This is a genomic window from Natranaeroarchaeum sulfidigenes (genome assembly GCF_017094485.1).
Taxonomy (GTDB): domain Archaea; phylum Halobacteriota; class Halobacteria; order Halobacteriales; family Natronoarchaeaceae; genus Natranaeroarchaeum; species Natranaeroarchaeum sulfidigenes.
The window spans coordinates 2,514,202-2,539,682 of record NZ_CP064786.1 but is presented as its reverse complement, the minus strand read 5'-3'; the positions used below and the strand labels follow the sequence as shown (position 1 = coordinate 2,539,682).

Annotated in this window: 28 protein-coding genes; 9 read left to right on the top strand and 19 right to left on the bottom strand. The window is 63.1% G+C overall.

All coding sequences use genetic code 11. The features are described from left to right. Nucleotides 1-21: 21 nt before the first annotated feature. The 11 genes from AArcS_RS13230 to AArcS_RS13180 form a co-directional block, all read right to left on the bottom strand. Nucleotides 22-1,074, bottom strand: coding sequence for a glycosyltransferase family 4 protein (locus tag AArcS_RS13230; protein WP_238477892.1), 1,053 nt, complete (start codon nucleotides 1,072-1,074; stop codon nucleotides 22-24). Further along, nucleotides 1,071-2,000, bottom strand: a complete 930-nt coding sequence (locus AArcS_RS13225; protein WP_238477891.1) for a glycosyltransferase family 2 protein — start codon at nucleotides 1,998-2,000, stop codon at nucleotides 1,071-1,073. Before AArcS_RS13225 ends, AArcS_RS13230 begins: the two co-directional genes overlap by 4 nt. 51 nt (nucleotides 2,001-2,051) lie before the next feature. Further along, nucleotides 2,052-2,537: a DUF2062 domain-containing protein gene (locus tag AArcS_RS13220; RefSeq protein ID WP_238477890.1), complete on the bottom strand. Its 486-nt coding sequence runs from the start codon at nucleotides 2,535-2,537 to the stop codon at nucleotides 2,052-2,054. Nucleotides 2,538-2,579: 42 nt separating this feature from the next. Further along, nucleotides 2,580-3,044, bottom strand: a complete 465-nt coding sequence (locus AArcS_RS13215) for an NUDIX domain-containing protein (protein ID WP_238477889.1) — start codon at nucleotides 3,042-3,044, stop codon at nucleotides 2,580-2,582. Between the two features lie 76 nt (nucleotides 3,045-3,120). Further along, complete coding sequence (locus AArcS_RS13210; RefSeq protein WP_238477888.1) at nucleotides 3,121-4,314, bottom strand: redox-regulated ATPase YchF; 1,194 nt, start codon at nucleotides 4,312-4,314, stop codon at nucleotides 3,121-3,123. A gap of 128 nt (nucleotides 4,315-4,442) precedes the next feature. Further along, nucleotides 4,443-5,006 (bottom strand): NUDIX hydrolase, encoded by a 564-nt coding sequence (locus tag AArcS_RS13205; protein ID WP_238477887.1) that lies wholly within the window; start codon nucleotides 5,004-5,006, stop codon nucleotides 4,443-4,445. A gap of 56 nt (nucleotides 5,007-5,062) precedes the next feature. Continuing rightward, nucleotides 5,063-5,341, bottom strand: coding sequence for a WNWW family protein (locus AArcS_RS13200; protein ID WP_310736972.1), 279 nt, complete (start codon nucleotides 5,339-5,341; stop codon nucleotides 5,063-5,065). A gap of 37 nt (nucleotides 5,342-5,378) precedes the next feature. Further along, nucleotides 5,379-5,792, bottom strand: a complete 414-nt coding sequence (locus AArcS_RS13195; RefSeq protein WP_238477886.1) for a DUF5809 family protein — start codon at nucleotides 5,790-5,792, stop codon at nucleotides 5,379-5,381. Nucleotides 5,793-5,838: 46 nt separating this feature from the next. Continuing rightward, nucleotides 5,839-6,243, bottom strand: a complete 405-nt coding sequence (locus AArcS_RS13190; protein WP_238477885.1) for a DUF5810 domain-containing protein — start codon at nucleotides 6,241-6,243, stop codon at nucleotides 5,839-5,841. A 73-nt stretch (nucleotides 6,244-6,316) separates the two neighbouring features. Beyond that, a complete protein-coding gene (gene rimI, locus AArcS_RS13185; RefSeq protein WP_238477884.1) occupies nucleotides 6,317-6,841 on the bottom strand; it encodes a ribosomal protein S18-alanine N-acetyltransferase in 525 nt (174 codons plus the stop codon). Between the two features lie 135 nt (nucleotides 6,842-6,976). Next, nucleotides 6,977-8,944, bottom strand: a complete 1,968-nt coding sequence (locus AArcS_RS13180; RefSeq protein ID WP_238477883.1) for an aconitate hydratase — start codon at nucleotides 8,942-8,944, stop codon at nucleotides 6,977-6,979. A 179-nt stretch (nucleotides 8,945-9,123) separates the two neighbouring features. Between AArcS_RS13180 and AArcS_RS13175 the strand changes: the two genes are divergently transcribed. Both AArcS_RS13175 and folP read left to right on the top strand, forming a co-directional pair. Then, nucleotides 9,124-9,552, top strand: a complete 429-nt coding sequence (locus AArcS_RS13175; protein WP_238477882.1) for a phosphate-starvation-inducible PsiE family protein — start codon at nucleotides 9,124-9,126, stop codon at nucleotides 9,550-9,552. A 44-nt stretch (nucleotides 9,553-9,596) separates the two neighbouring features. After that, nucleotides 9,597-12,053 (top strand): dihydropteroate synthase, encoded by a 2,457-nt coding sequence (gene folP, locus AArcS_RS13170; RefSeq protein WP_238477881.1) that lies wholly within the window; start codon nucleotides 9,597-9,599, stop codon nucleotides 12,051-12,053. A gap of 45 nt (nucleotides 12,054-12,098) precedes the next feature. Here folP and AArcS_RS13165 read toward each other — a convergent pair whose 3' ends face one another. The 3 genes from AArcS_RS13165 to metG are packed head-to-tail and all read right to left on the bottom strand — an operon-like array spanning nucleotide 12,099 to nucleotide 15,590. Continuing rightward, a complete protein-coding gene (locus AArcS_RS13165) occupies nucleotides 12,099-13,013 on the bottom strand; it encodes a Vms1/Ankzf1 family peptidyl-tRNA hydrolase (protein WP_238477880.1) in 915 nt (304 codons plus the stop codon). A 58-nt stretch (nucleotides 13,014-13,071) separates the two neighbouring features. Further along, nucleotides 13,072-13,446 (bottom strand): winged helix-turn-helix transcriptional regulator, encoded by a 375-nt coding sequence (locus tag AArcS_RS13160; RefSeq protein ID WP_238477879.1) that lies wholly within the window; start codon nucleotides 13,444-13,446, stop codon nucleotides 13,072-13,074. Nucleotides 13,447-13,496: 50 nt separating this feature from the next. Then, nucleotides 13,497-15,590, bottom strand: coding sequence for a methionine--tRNA ligase (gene metG, locus AArcS_RS13155; RefSeq protein WP_238477878.1), 2,094 nt, complete (start codon nucleotides 15,588-15,590; stop codon nucleotides 13,497-13,499). A 164-nt stretch (nucleotides 15,591-15,754) separates the two neighbouring features. Between metG and AArcS_RS13150 the strand changes: the two genes are divergently transcribed. Continuing rightward, nucleotides 15,755-15,937, top strand: a complete 183-nt coding sequence (locus AArcS_RS13150) for a hypothetical protein (protein ID WP_238477877.1) — start codon at nucleotides 15,755-15,757, stop codon at nucleotides 15,935-15,937. Nucleotides 15,938-16,057: 120 nt separating this feature from the next. After that, complete coding sequence (locus AArcS_RS13145; protein WP_238477876.1) at nucleotides 16,058-16,420, top strand: DUF7344 domain-containing protein; 363 nt, start codon at nucleotides 16,058-16,060, stop codon at nucleotides 16,418-16,420. A gap of 179 nt (nucleotides 16,421-16,599) precedes the next feature. Here AArcS_RS13145 and AArcS_RS13140 read toward each other — a convergent pair whose 3' ends face one another. The 3 genes from AArcS_RS13140 to aspS all read right to left on the bottom strand — a co-directional run bounded on the left by AArcS_RS13140 (nucleotide 16,600) and on the right by aspS (nucleotide 19,974). Then, on the bottom strand, nucleotides 16,600-17,292 hold the full coding sequence (locus AArcS_RS13140; RefSeq protein ID WP_238477875.1) for a DUF4013 domain-containing protein: 693 nt from the start codon (nucleotides 17,290-17,292) through the stop codon (nucleotides 16,600-16,602). A 144-nt stretch (nucleotides 17,293-17,436) separates the two neighbouring features. Continuing rightward, complete coding sequence (gene mfnA, locus AArcS_RS13135; RefSeq protein ID WP_238477874.1) at nucleotides 17,437-18,510, bottom strand: tyrosine decarboxylase MfnA; 1,074 nt, start codon at nucleotides 18,508-18,510, stop codon at nucleotides 17,437-17,439. A 162-nt stretch (nucleotides 18,511-18,672) separates the two neighbouring features. Further along, on the bottom strand, nucleotides 18,673-19,974 hold the full coding sequence (gene aspS, locus AArcS_RS13130; RefSeq protein WP_238477873.1) for an aspartate--tRNA(Asn) ligase: 1,302 nt from the start codon (nucleotides 19,972-19,974) through the stop codon (nucleotides 18,673-18,675). Nucleotides 19,975-20,132: 158 nt separating this feature from the next. Here aspS and AArcS_RS13125 point away from each other — a divergent pair, with 158 nt between their 5' ends. Together AArcS_RS13125 and AArcS_RS13120 are read left to right on the top strand one after the other, a co-directional pair. Further along, complete coding sequence (locus tag AArcS_RS13125) at nucleotides 20,133-20,933, top strand: SDR family NAD(P)-dependent oxidoreductase (RefSeq protein ID WP_238477872.1); 801 nt, start codon at nucleotides 20,133-20,135, stop codon at nucleotides 20,931-20,933. Nucleotides 20,934-21,107: 174 nt separating this feature from the next. Then, on the top strand, nucleotides 21,108-21,599 hold the full coding sequence (locus AArcS_RS13120; protein ID WP_238477871.1) for a GNAT family N-acetyltransferase: 492 nt from the start codon (nucleotides 21,108-21,110) through the stop codon (nucleotides 21,597-21,599). 9 nt (nucleotides 21,600-21,608) lie between these two features. Here the strand turns inward: AArcS_RS13120 and AArcS_RS13115 are convergent, their stop codons facing one another. After that, complete coding sequence (locus tag AArcS_RS13115; RefSeq protein WP_238477870.1) at nucleotides 21,609-22,022, bottom strand: winged helix-turn-helix transcriptional regulator; 414 nt, start codon at nucleotides 22,020-22,022, stop codon at nucleotides 21,609-21,611. Nucleotides 22,023-22,151: 129 nt separating this feature from the next. On the opposite strand from AArcS_RS13115, the gene AArcS_RS13110 reads away from it, so the two are divergent. After that, complete coding sequence (locus AArcS_RS13110; protein ID WP_238477869.1) at nucleotides 22,152-22,538, top strand: hypothetical protein; 387 nt, start codon at nucleotides 22,152-22,154, stop codon at nucleotides 22,536-22,538. 1 nt (nucleotide 22,539) lies between these two features. Here AArcS_RS13110 and AArcS_RS13105 read toward each other — a convergent pair whose 3' ends face one another. Then, nucleotides 22,540-23,241, bottom strand: coding sequence for a phosphoglycerol geranylgeranyltransferase (locus AArcS_RS13105; RefSeq protein ID WP_238477868.1), 702 nt, complete (start codon nucleotides 23,239-23,241; stop codon nucleotides 22,540-22,542). Nucleotides 23,242-23,328: 87 nt separating this feature from the next. On the opposite strand from AArcS_RS13105, the gene AArcS_RS13100 reads away from it, so the two are divergent. Together AArcS_RS13100 and AArcS_RS13095 are read left to right on the top strand one after the other, a co-directional pair. Further along, nucleotides 23,329-24,060, top strand: a complete 732-nt coding sequence (locus tag AArcS_RS13100) for a prephenate dehydrogenase/arogenate dehydrogenase family protein (RefSeq protein ID WP_238477867.1) — start codon at nucleotides 23,329-23,331, stop codon at nucleotides 24,058-24,060. After that, entirely contained in the window at nucleotides 24,053-25,474 is a 1,422-nt protein-coding gene (locus tag AArcS_RS13095; protein ID WP_238477866.1) for a small ribosomal subunit Rsm22 family protein, read from the top strand. Before AArcS_RS13100 ends, AArcS_RS13095 begins: the two co-directional genes overlap by 8 nt. The last annotated feature ends 7 nt before the right edge of the window (nucleotides 25,475-25,481 follow it).

Sequence of the window (25,481 nt, the reverse complement as noted above, 5' to 3'; positions counted from 1 at the left end):
TCGGCCAATCGTTTCTCGACCTCATTCCTCAACAACTGCCTCGTATACTCCCAATACCTCCGCACTCATCTCCCCCCACGTCATCAGTGCGTCGGGATGGGGCGTCAACTCGACTGCCTCCCGGACCGCGCCCGCGACTAACCCCGCGTCGACATCCTCGACGCCGACACAGCCCGAAAATTCGGTCCACTCCGACAGCGCGGTCGCGTCCCGGACGACGCAGGGCGTCCCCGCAGCCAGCGACTCGCCAACTGTCAGTCCGTAGCACTCGTATTCGGAGAGGAAGACGTGGGCTGCTGCACCGGCATAGAGCCCGGGCAAGCGATCCTCCGGAACGTAGCCGAGGAACTCGACGCGGTCGTCGACGCCGCGTGCCGCGGCGTGGGCTTCGAGCTCTGCACGGAACTCACCGCTCCCTGCGATGATCAGGTCGTACTCCGGAAGTTTGGCGAGCGCGTCGATGATATGCTGGACCCCCTTGTACTCGACCAGCCGACCGACTGAGAGCAGGTACGGTCGCTCGCGCCCCTCGGGCTCCGCAGCGACGAACCGATCGATATCGATGCCATTCGGAACAACCCGTGCGTCACAGCCAAAGTCGTCGCGGAGACAGTCGCGCTCCCACTCGCTGACTGCGATTGTGGCGTCGGCGCTGCGGAGCGCGCGGCCGCCGATGGGTGCATACAGCCGGTGGAGCAGCTTTCGCAGGTCGGACGATCCGCGACCCGCGTAATGGGGCGTCACGACCAGCGGCGTCGAACGTGCGCCGAGCGCGGCAAAGAGGAGTGGAAACGAGTGATAGCCGTGAGCGTGGACGACATCAGCATCGGAGCGATAGACTGCACGGGCGATGTGCGGCGAGACGTAGTACGCCTCTCCCGGTGCGACGGCGGGATAGCGGCGGACTCGAATCGCACCGTCCTGGGTCTCGCGGTCGTAGCTGCCGTCCCAGTCGGTCGCGTGGACGGTAACGTCGTGGCCCTCGCCCGCGAGCCAGCGGGCCAGTTCAGCGACGTGTCGCTCGATCCCGCCGAGGTCCGGGGGGTACCGATGAGTGACCAGATCCACCCTCATCGGAGTTCCTCCAGTATCGCCCACAGGTAGCCGAGACCGACCAGTACGGTGAGCACACAGAGCGCACACAGCTGTCCGACAGAGCGGAGTGAGGGCGACGTGACGAGAGCACGGAGCCGCAGTGGGACGTGTTCGGTTAGCAGCCGAAAGAGGTACGCACCCTCGGTGCTCGCGGAGCGGTCCGGGTCCGTGTGCTCACGTGACAGCCGCCGTTTCGAGACGCCTTGCTGGAACGCGCGCCGGGCGAGAAACCCCGGTCGCGTTCGGTACTCAAAGACCGTGTGTTCGACGACTGCATCGGGGGCGTAGACGACACCGCGGCCGTACTCCGCCCGAAGACGCTCGCCGAATGCTGCACCCTCACCGTGACGGTACCGCTCGGCGGTCGGCCCGAGGTCGGGATCGAAGCCGCCCAGTTCGAGGAAGACGTCCCGCCGAACCGAGAGGTTCGACTCGAAAGTATTTCGGACCTCCTCGCCCGCCTCGGCGAAGCTGGGGTAGGTGACGCCGACGAGCCAGTCGAACTCCGTCGGAAGATACCATGGGCGACCACCTCGCCAGTCGCCGGTCATCCTCCCGCCAACTGCGAGGGCACCGTGGTCGTCGTAGGCTGTGACGAGTCGCTCAATCCAGTCCGGATTGGCGACCGCGTCGTCGTCGAGAAAGGCGACGACATCGCCAGTGGCGAGTTCTGCGCCGTGAGTCCGCGCCGCGGAGACTCCACGATTCTCCGGCAGACAGTGGACTCGGACGGATTCTCGGTCGCCGAACTCCCGCCGGGCGCGGTCCGCGACGGCGTCGGTGCCGTCAACAACGAGGACCAGTTCGACCTGCCCGTATCTCTGGGCGAGTATGCTCTCTACTGCATCGCGTAGCTCCGAATAGCGGGCCATCGAGTGTGCGGCGATGACAACGGAGACCTCCATCGTCAGGTGGTTTCGGGGACTGCCGCTTGAATGTTATCCTCACGGTTCATGTCAGTCCGAAAGGATCTCTGCGGGAAGCTCGGTCGGTTCGATATTCCGGCGATGACATTCCCGAACCAGCCGGAGCGAAACGGGATAGGCGATCGCAGTGAAGACAACCCCGATAATCAGGTTACCGACCAACAGTCGAACGACGATATCCGAGCCAGCCGAAAACGAGACCGTCGAGGGAACTCCACCGGGGGGAACGCCAAGTAACTGGATGCCGAGCCAGAAACTCGCGGCGTAGACGCCCCACTTGACGACGGGATTGAGCACGACCACCGAGGCCAGCAGAGCGATCTTGCTGATGCGATCGGAAATATACGCGAGGATCACAAACAGCAACAGACCGGTTCCGAGTGTCGGCATTGACGTGATGAAGACGCCGATCGAGAAGCTAGCGGCAATCTCCTGAGGCGAGTTATCTTCGAGCAGTGCCCGGTCCAGTTCCTCACGGAGCCGATCTGCGAGCACTGACAGTCTCTCGCCAACCATCTACCGGCCACACGTATCAGAGGCACATCAACGCTTCGGCGGCTACGGCTGGCTCGACTGTGGACTTGGCACCGCTGTGAGCGGCTGACGGCGAAGCAAGTGAAGATAGTCGTCCAGATCGAGGGCGAACTGAACCTGAGCGGGCGTCTCGATCCAGCTACATTCGTATTCGTTACCGACCTCTTCGCCCTCTCCAGTCACCGTGTGAACCCACTCGTCACGGGGCTCGTCAACGACCGCGTGAAAGAAATGACGGACGTACCAGCGGCGCTCGCGACGCTGCCAGAGATCGGTTGTCAGGTAGTCAATGGAATCGAGCTCCTCGAGTCCCGTCTCCTCACGCACCTCGCGTATCAGTGCCTCGCGCGGCGTCTCGTCCTCATCAAGTGTTCCTTTCGGGACCTGTTTTTTCTCGTACTCGGGACCATCAAACACGAGCAGTTCTCCCTCAGTTCGGGTGATGTACGCACAGGCTTTCTGGACGTACGTTACTGTGCTGGGCGGCATCGTATGATGTGTAGCAACGACGGCCTACAAAAATCCACCACCCAAACACCTTCGATACCTAGAGTCGATACAAGGACTAGTTTGTGGTAATAACTTCGAGTACGTCGCGCTCGTCGAGGTCGTAACTCGCACCACGCTGGCGGTTGGATCGACAGTCGATCGCGTGGAGGAAGCCCTCGCCGATATCGGAATGAAGGCTGTACGCGAAGTCTTCAGCAGTCGAGTTCGGCGGAAGAAGGTAGCAGTCGGGAAGCACCTCGCCGCGTTCGTTTCCGAGGCCGTTCGCGCCGCCGGGGAAGACGGGGATAACACCGAGGACGTCGAACAGCGCGGCTTCAAGCGCATCCTGTACTCCGGTCGCACCGTACTCGTCGATGAACTCCCGGATCTGTTCGAGTCCGGCCTCCTGACTTCCGGAGATGTCGCCGACGATCTCGAACTCGCTCGTGCCGGGGGTGTACTCGACGACACCGGCCTCTGCGGCGGATTTGAGCGCCTTCTCCGCATGGGCGCTCGCAGGAACCATCGTCAGATGCTCGTAGTCAGGATCCGACGTAATCTCGTCGTAGTTTTCCTGTGCCTCCGGGGTATCCATCTTGTTGGCCGCGATCACCATCGGCTTGGTCTCGCGGCGGATCTCACGGGCCAGTTCGAGCCGATCGTCATCATCCCACTCCCCGGGGTCGAAGCCGATGTCGACTCGCCGAATCAGGCGCTTGATCTCGTCTTCGGTGATCCGGAACGCGCTCATCTGCTCTGCGAGCTCCTCCTCGATATCGTCGTCTTCTGTGGTGTAGCCCGTCTCGTAGCGCTCGATTCCCTTCCCGAGGACGCTCAGGTACCACTGGTCGAGCTCGGTTTCGAGGAAGTCGATATCGTCCCGTGGGTCGTGGCCTTCAGTCGGTTCTCCCTCGATGTCGGTCTCGCCCGAGAAGTCGACGACGTGGACCAGCACGTCGGTCTCGTTCAGGTCGCTCAGGAACTGGTTGCCCAGCCCAGCGCCCTCGTGTGCGCCGGGGATCAGTCCCGCGACATCGACCAGCTTCGTCGGGACAAAGCGCGTCCCGTCCTCACAGTAGCCGACCGAAGGCGTGCACGTCTCGCCGAACTCGGGGGCCGCACATTCGACGCGAACGTAGGCCTCGCCCACGCTCGGATCGATCGTCGTGAAGGGATAGGCTCCCTCGGGCACGTCGTTCATCGTCGCCGCGTTGAAAAACGTCGACTTGCCCACGGAGGGCTTGCCGACCAGTCCGATCCGGTAACTCATTATCACAGGTCCGTAGGCACCGGTAAAACGCGTTTCCCTCTGTCCGCCCAGTGGTACGGGGTGACGTGACGCTCGAACAAGCGCTTCGTCGACGGTAGTCAGTCACCAATATGCAAGCGATGTCGCCGCTACAGTAGCCCATCCTCTTTTGCAAGCAACACGCCGTTGATCGTTGCGTCGTTAGTCGGATTGTCCCGTACGCGCTCGACGGCCTCATCGACCGGAACTGTCCGGACCTCGAGGAACTCGTTGTCGTCGAGTTCCTGTTCGACCGGCGTTAGCCCCTCGGCGAAGACGATTCCACGTTCGTGGCGGAGCACGCCGGTCGCCACCTGATACGTCTGCAACAGCGAGGTGCCCGACGGCTCGAAGCCGGTCTCCTCACGGAGTTCACGTGCTCCCGCCGTAGTGTAGGACTCACCATCCTCGACGATCCCGGCGGGCAGTTCGAGCTGGCTCTCGTGAATCGTCGGCCGGTACTGCTCGACACAGACCAGTTGGTCGTTCGTGACGGCAACGATCACGACTGCGGGCGGAAGCTCGGCCCAGTAGTAGCGTTTTGTCGTACCGTTTGGCTGTTCGACCAGATCGTATCCCCCCTCGTACCAGCCGGTCTCGTATTCGGTGACCGATTCGAGCACCGTCCAGTCGTCGCCTGTTCTCGTCGTCCCCTGCTGTTCGGAGTCGTCCATACGGGGTCGACGGACTCGTGACTCACGGAGCTGTCGGTTTCGACACCGCCCGCGACTCACTCGGGGTAGCGACGAACTGAGAACCGCTCGTAGCCGCCGTAGGCGACGTCGAGCGAGCCTATCCACCAGTTCCAGCGCTCGGCAGGTGTCCCTTCCGGCGCGTCGGCGAGGTGGCTGATGATCTCCTGGACCGTTAGCTCTGCCCCCGTATCGGCCTCGTACTTGCTTGCGTCGGCGAGGTCGACAGCCTGCCGGGCAACGACACGCTGTTCACCGGGCTTGCCGCCGAACTCGTCGTCCAGTCGTTGTCCGAGTCGAACCGGATCCAGTGTCACAGTCGGACTACGGTCTCCGGACAATTGAGTTCGGTGGTCACCTGAGTATATCTCGATAGATCGTCCCGAACGCCTGCCGCCGGAGCGTCCCGACAGCCGCCTGCTCCTCGCTCTGGAACGTCGCCGCGACCGCCCGACCGCCGGGCGCGACGTGCCAGACGACGTTGTCGACGTGCTCGCTCCCCCGCACCTCGACCTCGCCGTCGAAGCCGTCACGCCACGCCTCGAACTCCTCGGTGGTTCCGACCTGAACCGAGAGCAGCGAGGCAAACAGTGCGTCTCGTGCGGTCTCGATCACGTCGCCAGTTACACGCTCGCCGTACTCGTCGGCGTCAAACGCCATCGCCTTGGCCGTCTCCTTGACGACGGTCTGGGCGGCCGGTCCCAGCGAGTCGTAGGTCTCTACGGCCTCGGATTCGTCGTCCGGGGAGAATAGTCCCGTCGTGTGCATATCCGACGGTTCGGGCCGGGGAAGTTACCGGTTCCGACTTCGATCCTTACTCCTCGTCGGGGGCCCCCGTCGTCTCTTCCCCCGCGTCCAGCATCTCCTCGGTCAGCTCGCGCGCTTCGGCAAGCACGTCCCGCGTCTCGTCGGTGAGGTCACCGCGCCCGCGGCCCGCGGTCTGGCGGGCCATCTCCTGTTCGAGCGTGGCTCCTGACTGCCCACCGTGGCCGTGCCCATCGGTCGTGTCCTCGAACAACTGCGGAAACTCCGTCTCTGGAACGTGCTCGACGACCGCTTCGGCGAGTTCGCTCCGGGTCGAGTCCTCCCACTCGGGGGCGTGTTCGTCGAGCCACTCCTCGTGCCCTTCACGACCCATAATCGCGGTGATCGCGAGGTGGTTGGCGAGGTGTTCCCCATCGGCCTGTGGAGCCTCGCACACCGGACAGGCGTATCCCATGGGCGTGGGTTGGCGGGTCAGGTGGAAAAGACTAGCGCGTCCGGTTGCGGGATGGAGCTCACGTTGGCGGGCGTCAGTCGTTCGTCTGTCCGGTGCGGTCCTTGCGCGACAGGACCATGATGATCGCGTCCTCGCCGTCGTCATAGTATCGTGGGATGCGCCGCAGCGGCTGAAACCCGAACCTGCTGTAAAGCCGACGTGCGCCCTCATTGCTCTCCCGAACTTCGAGCTTTACCGAGCGAACCGACTGCTCGTACAGCGCGTCCAGTCCGCGTCGAAGCAGTGCCGTCCCGACCCCCTTTCCCCGGTACTTGGGATGGACTGCCAGGTCCTTGATGTGCCCCAGCGGCTGGCCGTGATTCGGCACGAGATCCGCAACGACGAAACCGATGACGGCTGCCGTGTCGATGGTCTCGCCGGTCTCCTCGTCATCGACGGCGACGAGAAAGCCCGGCTCGGAGAGCTGTCGCTCGAACGCCTCGAACGGCCACGGGCTCCCAAATGAGGTCTTCTCGATGCGGTAAACGGCGAGCAGATCCGCACGCTCGGCCTGTCGTATTCGGACATCGGACGGCACGTCCCTCGATGTGACGGTCACTACCTCGGCTACGCGCCTCGGGTCGTTAAGCTCTATCCTTGCAGAGCGCTCGGACGGCTGGCCATCAGTGATTTGACAATCAACAGACACGCCGCTCGTGCGTCGACAGCAAAAAAATCTGTTCCGAATATCGATTCAGTCGTCCGCGGGAGCGGGACTGTCGCCGCCTTCGGCTTGCTGTTTCGTCCACGGGAGCTTGCCGCCCAGCGAGAGCATGTCGCGCTCGCGCCGGGAGGCTTTGAGCTGTGCGGTCGCTTCCCAGTCGTCGTTGACGCGGACGGTGAACTCCTCCTGTCCGCTCTCGACGCCCTCGCGGACGTCGTCGACGATCTCGATGTCGTCGCCCTGGTTGATCTTCTCGTAGGTGTCTTCGTCGATGATCAGCGGAACGAGCCCGAAGTTAAACAGGTTCGCGCGGTGGATCCGTGCGAAGCTCTGTGCGAGCACGCCGTCGATGCCCAGATACATCGGGCACATGGCGGCGTGTTCGCGCGAGGAGCCCTGCCCGTAGTTCTCGCCGGCGACGAGGAAGCCGCCGTCGGCGTCGGCCGCTCGCTGTGCGAAGGTATCGTCGACACGCGAGAGGGTGAACTCGGAGAGCTTGTCGATGTTCGACCGGTACATCAGGATGTCCTGGGTCGCAGGAATGATGTGGTCGGTCGTGATGTTGTCGTCCATCTTGAGCAGCGCCTCACCCGCGAGGTCGCTGTCGAGTTCGTCCTTCAGCGGCACGTCGCCGATGTTGGGGCCCTTGATGAGCTCGTCGTCGACGGCCTCGTCGGGTGCGATGAGGTCCGTCTTGGAGCCGTCGTACTGATCGGGCAGTTCGACGCCTGGTGCCTCGATGCCCTCGTCCTCGAGTTCACGCGGATCGACGATCTCGCCTTTGAGCGCCGCGGCGGCGGCGACCTCGGGCGAACAGAGGTAGACGTTGTCGTCTTCGATACCCGAACGCCCCTCGAAGTTGCGGTTGAAGGTCCGCAGCGACACGGAGTCGCTCGCCGGCACGTGACCGATACCGATACAGGCACCACAGGTCGACTCGGAGAAGTTGACGCCAGCCGCCATCATCTCGGCGACCCATCCCTCCCGGGCGAGCATCTCGGAGGCCTGCTTGGAGCCGGGTGCAACGATGGTCTCGGTCTCCATAGAGACCTCGCGGCCTTCCAGCATCTTCGCGACGGGGAGGATGTCCTCGTAGCCGCCGTTCGTACAGGAGCCGACGATGACCTGCTCGACGTCCTCGCCAGCGGCCTCGCTGACGGGCACGACGTTGTCGGGCATCGAGGGCTGTGCGATGAGCGGTTCCAGATCAGAGAGATCGACGACAATCTCGTCGTGATACTCGGCGTCGTCGTCGGGCTGGAGCTCAACGTACTCCTCGCCGCGGCCAACGCGTTCGAGGTAGTCTTTCGTCTGCTCGTCGGTCGGGAAGATCGAGGAGGTCGCACCGAGCTCCGTGCCCATGTTGGTGATCGTCATGCGCTCGGGAGCGGTGAGCGTCTCGACGCCCGGACCGGTGTACTCGAGGATCTTTCCGACGCCACCCTTCACGGAGAGACGTCGGAGCAGCTCGAGGATGACGTCTTTCGCGGTTGCCCACTCGGGGAGTTCACCCTCGAGTCGAACGCTGACGACTTCCGGCATCTCGATGTAGTACGGTGCGCCACCCATCGCGACGGTGACGTCGATCCCACCTGCACCGATGGCAAGCTCGCCGAGCCCGCCGGGCGTCGGGGTGTGAGAGTCCGAACCCAGCATCGTCTTGCCGGGGGCCGCGAAGTTCTCGCGGTGGACGTTGTGGCAGATACCGTTGCCGGGGCGGGAGAAGTGTGCCCCAAAAGTACCGGCTGCAGAGCGCAGGAAGCGGTGGTCGTCCGTATTCTTGAAGTCGAACTGATAGGTCTGGTGGTCACAGTACTGGGCGGCAATCTCGGTCTGGACCTCCTCCAGGCCCATCGCCTCGAACTGCAGCCAGACCATCGTCCCGGTAGTATCCTGAGTGAGAACCTGATCGATCTCGATACCGATCTCCTCGCCGGGCGTCAGCTCGCCTTCGACGAGGTGATCATCGAGGATCTTCTCTGTTAGTGTTTTTCCCATAGCGCGCGGATATCGTCTTTCCTCAAATATAAAACCCGCGAGTCCCTCCTGTTCAACCGTTCAGAATTCGAGATGTGGGTCGGGCGTCGGGCCGGAGAGTGGCTGGCAAGGAGGAACGCACCCGGACGAACGGGCTCGTCAGGGATTCGTTTTTTTACCCGACAGGTCATTCCACGTGTATGGGAAACCGGTTGCGACAGCTTTCTGCTCCGAGCCAGACGGCGATGGACTGGCTGGTCCTCGCGACCGCTTACGTCCTGTTGATTCTGTTTCTGGTCGGCGTTTTCGACATCCTGATCGGCCTGTACGAGTTGTTCGTGACGGGCCAGTTCACCGAACCGGTCGCGCTGGTCCGGTTGCTCGATACCGTGTTGCTGTTGTTGATCATCGTCGAGGTCCACCGAACGCTGCTGGCGTACGTCCGTGACGGACCGGTCGTCCGCACGGTCATCGGTGCGGCAATCATCGCCGTGGCCCGGGAGATCATCAGCTTCCGGCTCGACGACTTCGCGACTACCGACGACGCGCTCGTCGCCGCGACGGCCTTTGCCCTCCTGCTGATCGTGCTCGTAATCGCGTACTACGTCGTGTACGCCCGGATCGAGTAGCGCCATCCGACAGTCTAAAGCGCACGGCACGGGACGTGTTTCGTATGAAGTTCCACGACGCGGCGAACTTCCTCTACGATCTGCGTCGGTTCGGTCCACGCCCAGGGATCGAGTCGACCGCGGATCTGCTCGCCGCACTGGACGACCCACACGACGATCTCGACTGCGTGCAGGTCGCTGGCTCGAACGGCAAGGGCAGCACGGCCCGAATGACGGAGTCGATCCTCCGGGAGGCCGGTCTCACCGTCGGACTCTTTACGTCGCCACATCTGGAGGACCTGCGCGAACGCATTCGCGTCGACGGGCGCAAGATCCCGAAAGCGGCCGTCTGCGAGTTCGTCGAGCACGTCGAGGGGCACGTCCGCGACCGAGGTGCTGAGGGGATCTCTCCCACTTTCTTCGAGGCGACGACGGCGATGGCGCTCTGGCAGTTCGCCCGCGAGGGCGTCGACGTCGTCGTGCTGGAGGTCGGCATCGGCGGCAAGAAAGATGCCACGAGCGTCGTCGATCCGGTCGCCAGCGCAGTCACCTCCGTCACGCTGGAACACACCGGCGTCCTCGGCGATACAATCGAGGAGATCGCACAGGACAAAGCACACGTCGCACCCGCCGATGCGCCACTGGTCACGGGCGTCGACGGTGTAGCGCTCGACGCGGTCCGCTCGATTGCTGGTGAGGTCGTCACCGTCGGCGCGGGCGGCGATGTCGTACCGACCTACGGTGGCCGGACGAATCACACCGAAGCCGCAATCGGAATCGAGGGGCCGGACTGGTCAGTCGACACGCGGCTCCCGACACTGGGTGCCCACCAGTCCGAGAACGCGGCCATCGCGGCGACGCTCGCCCGGCACGTCATCGACGAGCAGGGGGGCGACCTCGCCGAAACCACGATCGAGACCGGCCTCCGGCGCTCGCACTGGCCCGGCCGGTTCGAGGTCGTGGAGCAGGAGCCCCTGACCGTGCTGGACGGCGCACACAACCCTGGTGCCTGCGAGCGGATCGCGGAGGTCCTGACGGAGTTCGAGTACGACGACCTCCATCTCGTCTTCGGTGCGATGCACGACAAGGACCACCGCGCTATGGCCGACACGCTCCCCACTGCCGATCGCGTCGTGGCGTGTCAGCCCGATCTGGACCGTGCCGAGGACGAGGCCGTACTTGCGCGTGTGTTCGAGGCCAGCGGGGCCGAGGAGGTCGTCACGAACAACTCCGTCGAGGGCGCGCTCTCGCGAGCGCTGCGCGAGGCCGACGCCGACGACTGCGTGCTCGTTACTGGCTCGCTCTTTACAGTCGCCGAGGCCCGGACGCGATGGACGCGCTTGCAGGTGCCAAAACGAGTCGAGGAGATAAACGATGCCCGCGCGGTCCTCTCGGACGCCCACGTCACCGATCCGGGCGTCTGGCGGATGCGCGGCAAAGGAGTCCACCGCGTGCTCAAAACCCGCGTACAGAAGCGACAGGCCCAGTATCTCAAGGAGGAACTGCTCAGCCTCGGCGGCGAGTGTGCCCTTTCCGGGCTGAACGATCAGGACGACGTTATCATCGACGTCGTGATGATGGCGACGATGGCCCAGTTCAACCGGCTCGTGGACAAACTCGACGGACAGCCCTACGGCCTCTCGGTCGTCGGCGAGGAGATCCGCGAGACTCTGGGGATCCGTACGGCCGAGCCCGACTCCGGCTACCCGTGGGACGACGGGACCGCCGTGATGGGCATCCTCAACATCACGCCGGATAGCTTTCACGATGGGGGCGAGTACAACGCCGTCGCCGAGGCCCGCGAGCGCGCCGAGCGGATGGTCGCAAACGGCGCGGCGATCCTCGACGTGGGCGGCGAGAGCACACGTCCCGGTGCCGAGCCGGTGAGCGTCGACGAGGAGATAGATCGCGTCGTCCCGGTGATAGAGGCAATCGCCGACCTGGATGCGATGATCTCCGTGGACACCCGCAAAGCCGAGGTTGCCCGGGCCGCCGTCGAGGCGGGTGCGGACATTATCAACGACGTGTCCGGCCTCGAAGATCCAGAGATGCGCTTTGTCGCCGCCGAGCACGACGCTGCCCTCGTCGTCATGCACAGCGTTGACGCGCCGGTCGATCCCGACACCGAAATCGAGTACGACGACGTCGTCGAGGACGTGATCGACCAGCTCGCAGAACGCGTCCTGCTCGCCGAGAAAGCAGGGCTCGACCGCGAGCAGATCGTTGTCGATCCCGGACTGGGCTTCGGAAAAAGTTCGGCGGAAAGCTTCGAGCTACTGGACCGGTGTGACGAACTCGCCGCGCTTGGTTGTCCGATCATGGTCGGCCATTCGCACAAGTCGATGTTCGCGCTGTCCGGCCAAGACGCCGACGAGCGCCTGCCGTCGACGATCGCCGGAACGACGCTTGCGACCGAGCGCGGTGTAGATATCGTTCGCGTGCACGACGTCGCCGAGAACGCGGCGGCGGTGACCGTGGCCGAGACGGCGGCCGGTACCATGTCGTCCGGAACGGACGACTGACAGCGGTCATTGTTGAATATTCAGCGTACGCTCCGACACCCGATGTCACAGCGTGTACATTCGGACCGTGAAAAACTCCTGAACTGCGTTCTTCAGGGCTGGCTTGGGCTTGCCGGATGCGTCCACCGTCCCCGTTGCAGCGGGGTCGACGTCCGCCTCTAGCCGGTCGATCGCTTCGGCGTCGCCGAGCAAGAACAGTCTATCTGCGGACCGTTCCTGGATCTTTTCTCGACATTTGTTCAGATGCCGACGCACCTGCTCTTCCCGGAGCCGCTCGAAGCGGGCCTGCGAGTAGCCGCCCTTCGAGTGATCGCCTTTCACGTCCGTCCGGAAGCCGCTGGCCGATAGCTGCTCGTCGCCCGTGTACTCGCCGAGTGCGAACAGATCGGCCCGGACGAGCGCCACCGCGTATCGGCCGGTCGGTCGGAACCATTCGCGGTCGATCTCGACGCGCTCACCCCACCGCTCGAACGGCTCGGGGGCAACAGGGGGACGCAACGCGACGCTCAGCAGCCCCTCGTCGTCGGTGATCGCCAGACAGGGGCTGGCGCGCTCGACGAGCGCCGTTCGCTCACCGAAGGCATCCCGCGTCGTCGCTGAGGCATGGCGGTCCACCATCGCTGTAAAGACTCCTTCCTCGTCCGTCTCGAAGCTCTCCAGACGATCGAGTACTCCAGCCAGACGCCCCCCTTGCACGTCGTCGACCGAACGAAACGAGATCTCGCTGTCCTCGTCCCGGAGTCGTTCGACCGTATCTTCGAGCTGTGTTACCTTGTCCTCCAGCCGGTTGACCCGTTCTTGCGCGTCCTGCCGGTCACTGACTGCGTCGGCACGCCGCTCCTCCGCGGCGTCGAGTTGCTCTCGCAGCCCGTCGCGTTCCTCTTCGAGCTCGGCTAGCTCGGCTTCTAGCTCGTGAATACGCTCTTTGAGGCCAGCGCGTCCGAGTAGCGTATCGATCATAGAAGGGAAACTGCGCGGCGCACACTTTTACGTTCCGACCACGCCCGTAGAGCGGCGACTACACGATCGATTCGGCGGGCTCTGTGGCCTCTTCGAGATACGCCTCGCCCCACTCTGTCATCGCATCGATCACCGGCTCGAGCGATTCGCCGTGCTCGGTGAGCGCGTACTCGACCCGGAACGGCGTCTCGCTGATAACCCGTCGTTCGAGGAGGTGTTTTTCCTCCATGTCTTCGAGGCTCTCCGAAAGGACTTTCGAGGAGATGCTTCCCAGGTTTCGTTGCAGGGCATTGAAGCCGAGCGGCCCGTTCTCCAGTAACGTGTGGACGATGACGGGGTGCCACTTCTTGCCGATGATCGCGGCCGTCGACTCCATCGGACACCAGTTGTCCCCCTCACACCACGTGGGAAGGGCGGAACTCGGTTGACCCATATACCCTGTTTCGAGCGTCTCCCCTAAAACATAGCGAGTCTCTCGTCGGACTACTGCACTTTTGTTCCCGGCCTGGCGTTTTCATGAGTCGTCAGCAGATCAGCCTGCTCGCCTGCTGCAAGCACCATTCCGTTGCTCTCGACGCCGAATAACTCGGCCTGCTCCAGGTTTGCCATCACGATCACCGTCGTCCCTGGCAGCTCGTCTACCTCGTGAAGCTGTTTCAGACCCGCAACGATCTGGCGCGTCTCGACGCCGATGTCTACTTCGAGGCGGAGCAACTCGTCTGCGCCGTCGATACCCTCGGCGCTCTCGATCCGGCCGACTCGCATGTCGAGGTCCTGGAATTCCTCGAAGCTGATCCGGTCGTCGAGGACTGGCTTTACATCGGTGACATCGTCCTCGCTCGCGTCGTCGTTGTCTTCCTCGTCGTCCGCCACCTCGTCCGTTGCTGCTCCGATACGCTCGTCGAGTTTCTCGTTGAGTTCGGCGACGCGGTCGTCCTCGATCTTGCCGAACAGTTCGTCGGGTTCGTCGAATTCTCGGGGCGGGGAAGCGAGCGCGTCCTCGAGTTCTGCGTCTGCGACCGTCCCCGCTTCTCCCAGCTGTTCCCAGATTTGCTGGGCCTTGCCGGGGGCGATCGGCTCGAACAGCACGGCGGTCGCCTTCGCGATCTGGACGCAGTCGCGGATGACCTGTGCAGCCTCTTCTGGATCGTCGTCGACGAGGTTCCAGGGCTCGTTGCGCTGGATGTACTCGTTGCCGAACTTCGTCAGTTCGAGCGTCGCGGTGGCGACCGCCCGTAGCGAATAGTCGTTGACGCCAGCCCGGAACGCCTCGATGGCGTCTTTGATGCGCTCTTCGACCTCGGCGGAGACGTCCGCGTCGGGTGTTCCCTCGTAGTTCCGGTACGCAAACAGGAGACTCCGGTAGAGGAAGTTCCCGACGTTGCCCACAAGCTCGCCGTTGACCTTCTCCCGGAAGGCGTCCCACGAGAAGTCGACGTCCTGCTGGAGGCCGCCGGTCGTCGTCAGATAGTACCGCAGGAGGTCGGGATGGAACCCCTCGTCGAGGTATTCTTTGGCCCAGATTGCACGGTTCCGGCTCGTCGACAGGCCCTTTCCGTTGATCGTGATGAAGCCGGTTGCGGCGATCCCGCGCGGTGCGTTGTAGCCCGCTCCTTCGAGCATCGCCGGCCAGAAGATCGCGTGGTGCTGGATGATGTCCCGGCCGATCACGTGGACGATATCGCCATTTTCCCTCCAGACCTGTTCCCAATCGTACTCGTCGCTGCCGACGCGTTCGCTGTACTGCTTGGTGGAGGCGATATACTCGATCGGTGCATCCACCCAGACGTACAGTACCAGGTCGTCACCGTCGTCTTTATCGGCCCCCCCGTTTTCGGGATAGTCGATCCCCCAGTCCATGTCTCGGGTGATACACCAGTCCTGCAGGCCGTCCTCGATCCACTGGCGCGGCTGGTTGCGTGCGTTCGACGTCCCTTCCAGGGTGTCGAGAAAGTCAGTGAGGTAGTCGGCAAATTCGGAAACCTCGAAGAACTTGTGGGTGCGCTCGCGGTACTCCGCGGGGTTGTCGGTGATCGAACTTCGAGGGTCCTCGACCTCACCCGGTTCGAGGTGGCGCTGACAGCCCTCGTCGCACTCGTCGCCGCGAGCCTTTTCGCCGCAGTAGGGGCAGGTCCCGACGACGTATCGATCCGGGAGATACTGGTCGGCGTCGGGATCGTACGCGACCTGAATCTCTTTCTCGTAGATGTAACCGTTCTCGTCGAGGGTTTGGACGATCTCCTGAGTCAACTCGGTGTTCGTCTCGTCGTGGGTGTGGCCGTAGTTGTCGAAATCGACGTTGAACTTCGGAAACGTCTCCTCGTACTGTTCGTGCCACTCCAGCGCGAACGTCTTGGGATCGACACCTTCCTTCTCGGCGTTGACCGCGACCGGCGTGCCGTGCATGTCCGATCCGCAGACGTACGCCGACTGCTGGCCCAGCGTCTGTAGACTTCGGTTGAACGCGTCAGCGCCGATATACCCGCGCAGGTGACCGATATGCAGGTCGCCGTTGGCGTACGGCAGCCCGCAGGTCACCACTGCAGGACTGTCCGTCGGAAACTCGTCGTTGCTCATACACCCTCCTCGTACCTTGCCGGAGTAAAACCCGCTGGTTTCCGACTGACCCGTTCCAGTATCGCGATACCGTTATACGTCTTCCCGGCCTGAAACCCCTGAGAAGTAGCGACGAGGGCCATCGACGCACCCTGCGTTTCAGGCGCGCTGCTCTCCCGACAACCATGACGACCGACGATGCGGCCACCCACCGAAACGGCGCTGCGACCAGCGAGTTCGAGACGCGACTGACTGACCTGCTGTTGACATCCTTTGCAGACGGTGCAGATGTTGCCGGCCACTGGCGGATCGAGACGCCAACCGGCAGCGTCCCGGACTGGAGTATCGAAATCATATGCGAGGAGTAGCCGACCACTCCACGCTACCTGCTAGCAAGTATTGTCTCCCCACGGGTACGCAAGGGGTACATACCATTATTTCAACTCAGACGAAACCGCAGTCGTACTCACGAGTGTACGTCCAGAGCCATGAATACAGATACCAGAGACGACAGGCAGAAACCCGCCCGGAGTGAGCTATCCGCGGACGTCATTTTCGACCTGCTGAGTGTCACACGGCGTCGACACGCCCTCTACTACATCTCCGAGCAGGTCGGGACGGTCAGCCTCCCCGATCTCTCCGACGCGCTGACCGTGTGGGAGCCAGTCGAGGAGGAGCGCCACCACCAGCGAATCGCAACAGGACTCTATCACAGACACCTGCCGAAACTCGCCGATGCAGGAGTTCTCCAGTACGATGCCGATACTGATACGATCGAACTCCTCCCGGCGGCTGAGCAACTACAGCCGTATCTTGACCTTGCCGCACAGGATGATGCGCGGTCAGCATAGCATCGCCGGTCGAAGTTTGCTCAAACTACAGTCGTTGTAGTATTGCACTACACTATTCGACGTTAGGTGACTCACCGGTCAGCTTCCGCGGAGCGTCGTCTCACGGATACGCTATTGATTTGATATCTCAGTATATAGTTTATGCCGTCCCCAATCAGCTCCATACAATAAAATTATTATCAGACCGCGGACTGCTCCCCGCCGACGTCAGGGTCGACGCTCAGCAGTGCTTCGGCGTGGTCGCCCCACGCCCGACCGACGACGTGGTAGGCGACGACCAGCGCGTAAAACACCACGAAGGCGCTGCCGATCGTACCAAGTACGGGAACGGCACTCAGCAGGCTAGCGATCGCTCCCCCAGCGAGGACGACCAGCAATCCGATCAGCCACGCCGAGGCGTATGCCTCGCTCCGGAGGGCTGGACGCAGCGTCTTCCAGTCGAATCCCGAACCGATCGTCCCCTCCTCGGCGACGTTCGCCAGTGCGGCCGGAAGCGCGTATATGACGGCGATAGTGAGCCCGATCCATAGCAGGCCGCCGATCAGCACGCCGAGTGCGCCGAGTGCACCGAAATCAGCACCGATCGTGATGACGCCGCCGACCGCTATGACAACCCCAATCAGGGGTATCAGGCCGTACACGACCGAGACCACTGTCCCACGGAGCCCGTCGACGAACAGCTCCCACCACTCGTCCAGTACGGGTGGGTCTGGCTCGTCGGCCGCTGAACTCCGAAGCACCCGCAGGAGATATCCGACGAGCAGTATCGTCGGAACGACGAGCACCGACAGCAGTACCAGTAGCCCGCCGAGGATAATCGTTCGCGCCGTCTCGTCACCGGTCCGTGGATAGTTGAGTATCTCGATGTTCATGATGTGAGACCCCGGTATCGAGGAGTCCTACCTGTAAAAACGGCTTCGGATATCAAAGCCGTAGCTGTCGGTAAGTCTCGTTTCAGCCACTGTTAGTCGGGTTTACACGACGGATACGGAATTTCGACTCGACGAACTGTGTGCTCAGGAGTTCGTTCGAGGTCGTGCTCGCAGGGCATCGAGATCCGTCATGAACGCCGACAACTGTTCGCGAGTGACATGGGGCATACAGACGATCCGCAGTTCTCCCGCGCTTGTCCGGGAGATCCGCCATCCTTGCTCGCGAAGTCCGGCAAAGAGCCCGTCCGGCAGGTCGACAGCCAACAGCGGGAGCGTCGGTGATACGGCGTCGAACCCGCGCTCCGTGAAGGCGTCGGCCAGCCACTCGGCGTTTCGCATCGACTGATCGTACTGCTCTCGATACCCCTCGGGCCAGAGCGCGTCCATTGCGGCGACAGCGCTGGCGACACCCGCCCCGCTTCGGGTGCCCGTCAACGTTGCCTGGTCGGTCGATTCGAGATAGGGGGTGTCGATCGCCAGCGCATCGAGGATGTCCGACGACGATGTGAGAAATCCGCCAGCGGGTACCGAAGCCTGTCCCATCTTGTGCGGATCGATCGTCATCGTATCGATCGGGACCTGATCGAAGCGCCACTCGTAGTCGGTAAACGGCAGAACGAAGCCGCCCCAGGCCGCGTCGACGTGAAAGAGGGCGTCGACGTCCCGTGCAATCCGGCTCAGTTCGCCGAGCGGATCGACCCGTCCGTACTCGGTCGTTCCGGCGACACCAACGATCAGAACGGTATCCTCGTCCGCGAGCGCACTGACTGCGTCGAGATCGACCCGGTACTCGTCGGTCGTTGGCGCAGTACGAAGCTCGACGTTGAGTACGCCAGCAGCCTTCTGAAAACTGAAGTGACCGCTGTCGGGGACAACGACGTTCGGTTCCGGCGTCGCCGCGAGGTTTCTGGCCGCACGTACGGCCTGAATGTTGGCTTCTGTCCCGCCGCTGGCGACGTAGCCGCGTGGGTTGACGAGCCCGGTGATCTCGGCCAGTTGCGAGATCGCCTCGGCTTCCAGATCCGCGACTGCTTGATACGTGTCGGGATCGCCAGGGTTCGTGGCGAGAAACTGCTCGGCCGCTTCACGGGCTGCCGGGTGTGGTGTCGTACACATCGACGACAGGACCCGACCGAAATCCTGCGGCTCTGCTCGCATTGACGGTACTCACGGTCGTCACCCGTTTAGTGATTGCGCTTCAGAAAGGGGATTATCCGTCGGCGGTCGCCTACGGCGACAGACGCTGCCTGCCTCGCGGGAACGCCGATAGACTCACTACGATCGTCTATCGAGCTCCCGCTCGCCGAGTAACGGCGAGTCCTACGGACTCAACCGTTGTCGATCTCGCGGGAACAACACGGCTTCCCGGATGTTATCGAGATCGAGCATCGTCATGACGACGCGCTCGACGCCGTAGGCCCATCCGGCGTGGGGCGGCATGCCATACCGGAACATCTTGGTGTAGTACTCGAACTGGCTGGGATCGAGACCCTGCTGCTCGAACCCTTCCTCAAGCGCCTCGAAACGGTGTTCACGCTGGCCGCCCGAAACCAGCTCCATGCGCGGGTGCATCAGGTCGAAGCCCTTCGAGAGCTCGGGGTCGTCGTCGTAGTCCTGGATGTAGAAGGGCTTGATCTCGCTGGGCCAGTCGGTGATGAAGTAGTGACCGCCGATCTCGTCGCCCAGTGCCTTCTCGGCCTCGGTCGAGAGGTCGTCGCCCCAGACGAGCTGTTCGTCGAGTTCGCCCGTTGCGTTGATCCGCTCGATCGCTTCCTCGTAGGTGAGTCGCGGGAAGTCCTCCTCGGGCGCGGCGAAGTCGTCGTAGCCCAGCAGATCGAGCTGCTCCTGACAGTTCTCCTCGACGGCCTGATAGGCAGCGTGCAGTGTGCCCTCACAGACGTCCATCGCTTCATTGTGGTCGATGAAGGCGGATTCGAAGTCGATCATCGTCGCCTCGTTGAGGTGTCGTGGCGTGTTGTGCTCCTCGGCGCGGAAGATCGGGCCGATCTCGAAGACCCGTTCGAGGCCAGAGCCGACCATCAGCTGCTTGAACAGCTGCGGCGACTGGTTCATGAACGCCTCTTGCCCGAAGTAGGTGACCGGGAACAGCTCAGTGCCGCCCTCGGTGCCCGTAGCCACGATCTTCGGCGTGTTGATCTCGGTCCCACCGACCGAGCGGAAGTACTCGCGGACGGCCCGCAGGATCTCGGCACGGATCTCGAAGATTGCCTTGACTTCCGGCTTGCGGACGTCGAGCGTCCGGTTGTCGAGTCGCGTCGAGAGGTCGGCGTCGACCTTCCCCGAGGGATCGAGCGGCAGTTCGGGGTCGGCCCCGGCGATAACCTCGACCTCCTCCGGAACGATCTCGACGTCGGTCGGCGCGCGCGGCTCTTCTTCGACCGCGCCGGTCACCTGTACGACGCTCTCGCGGGCGATGTTGAGGCCGGTCTCGACGAGGTCGTCGTCCATCTCGTCTTTCTCGAATTTGACCTGAATCTTCCCGCTTGTGTCTCGCACGATGAGGAAAGCGATGCCACCGAGGTCGCGGAGCTCGTGTGCCCACCCGGCGACGGTGACGGTGTCGCCTGGTTCGGCGTCCGCTGTATACGTTCGGTCTTCCATACCCTCGATTTTTGCCGCCGAGCCTTAAACTGCGTCGGTTCTCGTCGGTACGCTTGCCTCGTGCCATCCTACCGTGTCGCCCCGGAAACAAACTGGTTGGGTCGGGCCGTTTAACCGGTGTACCAACCGTTATGTGTGCTCGCCGTGCAGCCGGGCACATGTCCAGGCGATTCGAGGGAAAACGGGTGGCCGTCACCGGCGGCGGCGCACACACCGACAGAGCGATCGGTATCGGTGAAGCGACAGCACAATTGCTCGCCGACGAAGGCGCCGACGTTGCGGTGATCGATGTCGACTCGCAGATGGCCGACCGCACGGTCGCGACGCTCGATGGGGACGAACACCTCGCGATCGAATGTGATGTCACCGACGACGCTGCGGTCGAGTCGGCGTTCCGCCGTATTGGAGACGAATGGGGCGGCCTCGACGTCCTCGTCAACAACGTCGGAACGCGGATCGACGCAGGGCCGTTACCCGAGGCCGAGGAGGCGGCGATAGACCAGATCGTCGATATCAACCTCCAGGGAATCGCACGGTGTTGTAAACACGCCATCCCGAAACTTGATGAGGGGAGCGCGATCGTCAACGTCGCGTCGGCCAACGCCACCATCGGACGCGAGGAGTGGTCACTCTACGACGCGACCAAGGCCGGGGTCGTGGCACTAACCCGCGATATAGCCTGCGACCACGCCGACCACGGTATCCGTGCCAACGCCGTCTCGCCGGGCTGGACGATCACCGACTACCACCTCGGTGACCTGGAGGACGACGAGGCCTACGAGCGCATCGCCGACGCGACGACCCGACGAGAGGATGGCCCGGCGATCCTCAAGCGCCACGCTCACCCGAGCGAACTCGCCGAAGGAATCGCCTTTCTGGCATCTGATCAGGCTTCTTTTGTCACCGGAACGACGCTCGACGTCGACGGCGGGATGACCGCCGTCGGGCGGCATCTCTGATCGATTTCGACGCGGGGAACGCTCAGGAAGCTATTTTCGACGGCTGCATGGACAGCGATGCGACCGAGGCTGTGCACCGCAGTAAATCAATTAGTGCTATATGTATTTTGAACTCGTCGCCGAACCTGCTTCTGGCGGCGCGGGATTTTCCCTGTGGAAAGACAATGGTCAGCCATGACATGCATTCGGGTCGCAACCAGCCGAGACATGGATCGGATCCGCTCGCTTCACGTCGAGGCGATCCGTGAGCGTGGACCGAACGGCTACACCGATCGGCAGGTCGAGGCGTGGGCGACGAAGGACGACGGGACCGATGCCTACCCGGTCACAGAGAGTAGTCATCATCTGGTCATTGCCGAACGGGACGGCGAAGTGGTGGGCTACGGGCACGTTATTCCCGAGGGCGAGGAGATCCGTGCGGTGTACGTCGACCCCGATCACGCACGACGTGGCGTCGGCTCAACGATCCTCGCCCATCTGGAGGGGTACGCACTTGGTCAGGGCGTCGACCGTCTCGAACTGTGGTCCTCGCTCAACGCGGTTGCGTTCTACGAACGGCAGGGCTACCGGACGACCCGGGATGAGACGATCCAGAAGGAGTACGAGGGAGAATCGGTGCCGTTGCCGGTGCGTGTCATGGAGAAGTCGTTCGGTCCGTGGCGCTGAGGCTGTCGGTCAGCGGTCGGTAGCCTGCTCGATCGCCCACTCGTGGAGATAACCAAACGCGGGGAACAGCCCCTCAGCCTTCTCGGTCGGCTCGTAGACGACTCTCGGAGGGACTTCGTCGTGAGATTCCCGGACGAGCAGCCCGGCCTCAGTTAGTTCGGAAAGCCGCGTCGAGAGCGTGTTCGGCGGGACATCCAGTGTCGACTGGAGATCCGAAAAGCGCAGGGGCTCCTCGGCAACGGCGAACTCGCTGAGCACCGCCATCGCGTGGGTTTTTCCGAGCACGTCGAGCAGCTCGGCGACGGTCTCCTCGACCGCTGCCCGGTCGTCCTCGGAGAGCGACTCGCGTCGCGCCCTGATATCCTCGCTCGTCGTTCGTCCCCGCGGTTCGTGATCGGCTGGTGGACCGTTGTTCCCGCTCATAGCCGTCGTAACGATATCCGATCACTAATACTTTTGTTTTCGAACTATTGTAACAACCGTTAATAGAGCCCCAGTACTTTGACACTTCAAAGTTACAAGCTTATTACTTCGAACAGTGTAGTGCTGTGCATGACAATACGTGGTAGCGTTCGAACTGTGATCGGTCGAGCCGTTCCTGCGCTCAGTTTCGCGGTCGCGGGCAACCTCGCGGTGCTCGTACTCGCGTACCTGACTGTCGGCTGGTTCGGCCCGCTCAGCATCGTACCGGTCGTACTCGTCTCGACGATCGCCGGAATCGGAGCGGCGATAACCTACAGCCTGCTAGACTGGCGACTTGCCGATCCGGACCGCCCCTTCCTTGCTATCGCCGCGGTGGTTCTGCTCGTCTCCTTTGTCTCTCTCGATTTCGCTGCGACGCTGGAGGGCGCAACGATCCCACGGCTGGTCGTGCTGGGGATCACGCATGTCGTCGCGGCAGCGGGCTGTGTCGCTGCGCTGGTCGATATCGATCGATAACTCAGGCGTCCTGTGCGCCACGGACCGTTTCGGCGACTGCCTCTGCCCCTTCGTCGTGGACCAGATCACCGACGACGACGACGTCTGTGTGCTGGCCGAGTTCGTATGCGGAGTCGTAGTCGTGGACGCCGCCGCCGTAAAAGAGGGTGGCCTCGTCGAGGGCGTCGTGTGCCGCGCCGACGATTTCCGGATCACCGAGTGTGCCGGAGTACTCGACGTAGATGATCTCCTGGCCGAACAGGCGCTCGGCGACGGTGGCGTAGGCGGCGGCGTCCTCGGCACTCAGATCGCAGTCAGCCTCGGTGTACGTTGCGACCGCGGAGTCGGGGTTCATCACGATGTATGCCTCCGTCGTGATGCGATCCCAGGGGAGCTCGTCCTCGATGCGTGTCCACTCCTTGTGCGCGCCCGCGAGCCAGAATGGGTTCTCGGTGTTGAAGACGGTCGGGATGAGATAGCCGTCGAGCGCCTCGTCGTTGACGGCCACTTCGGGTGCGCTCGGTTCGAGATACAGCGGAACGTCGTGAGCGGCACAGGCCTCGATGACGCGTTCCATCTTGTCGGTCGTCATCCCGGTCGTCCCGCCGATCTCGATGGCGTCGGTTCCGGTTGCCAGCACGTCCTCGTACGTTTCCCCCTCCGGTAACGTCTTGTCGGGGTCGATCTTCACGATGTGGTCCCACTCGGCCCAGGGAGCAGTCATATCCGAAGTAATCCCCCGAAGCGGCTAAAACCCCTTCGGAACGGCACTCCGAATCCCTTTTGAGGCGAGACTTGCTATCTCGCGTCGATGGAGGTACTGATCGTCGGCGCGGGCGCGATGGGGCGGTGGTTCGGCGAGAGCGTCGACGCCACGCCGGTCTTTACGGATATCGACGGGGACGCTGCAGCGAGTGCAGCGGACGCCGTCGGCGGGCGGGTCGCCGCGCCGGACGAGACGTACGAGGTCGTCTGTATCGCCGTGCCGATGTCTGCTGCCGAAACGGTGATCGCCGAATACGCCGACCGGGCGACCGAAGCGATCGTTGACGTGACGGGCGCGATGGCTGGCCCCGTCGCCGCGATGGAAACCCACGCCCCCGATCTCGAACGCGTCAGTTTCCACCCACTGTTCGCGCCGGAGAACGCGCCGGGCAACGTCGCCATCGTTGCCGACAGTCCGGGACCGGTCACCGACACGCTCCGTGGGGGCCTCGCGATGGTGGGCAACGAGTTGTTCGAGACGACGCCGGAAGAACACGATGCGGCGATGAACGACGTGCAATCCGGGGCACACGCGGCGGTGCTCGCATACGCGCTGGCGACCGAGGACGTCCCCGAGCGGTTCCAGACGCCGATCTCGGGTGGGCTAGAAGCGCTGGTCGAGCAGATGACCGGGAACAACCCGGCCGTGTACAGCGAGATCCAGTCGGCCTTCGACGGTGCCAAGGACGTCGCCGCGGTGGCGGCACGGATCGCGAACGCGGACGACGAGGAGTTCGAGCGACTCTATCGGGAGGCCGGGAGGACCGAAGATGAGTAACGACGAACGAACGGCGATCCGGGATACAGCGAAGTATCTCAGGGAGGTCCGACCGATCGATCCCGAGGAGATCTACGAGTACGTCGAGAGCCAGCCACATCCCGCGGTCGTGCGCCAGACCCTTCGCGAGGAGGCGTTCGACCTCGGTCTCGTCGAGACCGACGAGGGAACCTTCGTGCCAGTTGGGGAGAAGCCGGTCGCGACCGCCGTGGAGCGGGTCGACCGGTTCCCCGACGAGTACGGGGCCGTGCTGGAGGAACTGCTCGTCGCGGAGTACGGAATAGACTGGCCGGATGGCGAGTCCGGCAACGCCCTTCGAGAGCGGATTCGGAAGCTCAAGGACGCCTACTACCGCCAGCACCCCGTCGAGTACGACTACGAGGCGGCGCTGGCCTACGCGATCTACCACCTGCCGGACTACTACGCGGTCGTCCAGTACGCCCTTACCGATCTGATTGAGCGACGGTTACTTCCGCGCAAACTGCGGGTACTCGACGTCGGGGCGGGCGTCGGCGGTCCCGCGCTGGGGCTCTGTGATCTGCTGCCCGACGACGCGCTCGTCGAGTATCACGCCGTCGAGCCGAGCGACGCAGCGGACGTGCTGTCGGCGATACTCGATGAAGCCGACCGGAACGTCCACACGGAGATCCACCGGGAGCGTGCGGAGGAGTTCGACCCATCAGGTGAGTTCGACCTGATCCTCTTCGGGAACGTCCTCAGCGAACTGGACGATCCGAGAGCGGTTGCCCGGCGGTATCTCGACGCCCTCGCGCCCGATGGCTCGCTCGTCGCGCTCGCGCCGGCGGACCGGAACACGAGCACCGAACTGCGAGCGGTCGAACGCGCCCTCGCTGACGATCCGACGGGACCCGGCGGGACGGTCTACTCGCCGACGGTCAGACTCTGGCCCGGCGAGTCGCCGACCGACCGCGGCTGGTCGTTCGACGTCAAACCCGATCTCGCAGTCCCTACCTTCCAGCGGCGACTGGAAGATGCCGCCTCAGGACCGGACCACCACCAGGGAGAGTTCGTCAACGTCGACGTGCAGTTCTCTCACTCGATCCTCCGAACTGACGGGAAACGCCGTCTCGACGTGACGCCCAATCCTGATCGATGGGCGAAGATGGCCGACATGGAAGCCCACGTCTCGAACCGGATCGATCTGGTTGCGCTGAAACTCAGTCACTCGCTCTCGGATGGCGGAAATCCACTGTTCAAGATCAGTGACGGCAGCGAGTCAGTCGAACACTACGCCGTCCTGACGCGTGAGACCTCGCTCAACAGTGATCTGGTCGACGCCGAGTACGGCGATCTTCTGGCGTTCGAGTCTGTGCTGGCACTCTGGAACGACGATGAGGGCGCGTACAATCTCGTCGTGGACGACGAGACGGTTGTCGACGCGATGGTTGCGTGATACTCAT